Here is a 358-nt window from a genome sequence, read left to right as displayed (position 1 = left end):
GCGCGGGGTCGGGGTCGCCGACCTCCTTGCGGGCGGCGTGGCAGCACGGGTCGTCGGTGCGGCTGCTGACGCTGATCGGTCGGGCGTGCGGCTGCTCCTGGTGGAGCAGCGGCTCGTGCTCGCGCCAGTCGGCCTCGTCCTTGAAGCCCCCGCCGGCCCGGGCGTCGCTCCAGGTGCGGAACAGCGCGGGGCTGAGCGCGGCCACCGGGCCGAAGCCCGTGCCCCGGGTGCGGGCGGAGCGCCGGGAGCCGAAGCCGCCCAGCGAGAGGGCGCGGGCGGGGCCGGGGACGCGCAGCCCGCGGGCGGCGAGCCACCCGGGGAGCTCGTCGAGGAGCATCCGCTGCGGGTCGGGGCGGGC

General features: G+C 80.2%; 1 pseudogene. It reads right to left on the bottom strand.

Annotation, left to right across the window (positions count from 1 at the left end):
• Positions 1 to 358: pseudogene (locus PUR61_RS04475) on the bottom strand (alpha/beta hydrolase); the annotation flags it as partial.

Origin of the sequence: Streptomyces sp. BE20, assembly GCF_036322525.1 — a bacterium.
Classification (GTDB): Bacteria; Actinomycetota; Actinomycetes; order Streptomycetales; family Streptomycetaceae; genus Kitasatospora.
Note: the sequence above shows the minus strand (reverse complement) of the source record. Positions and strands in the feature narration are given on the sequence as shown.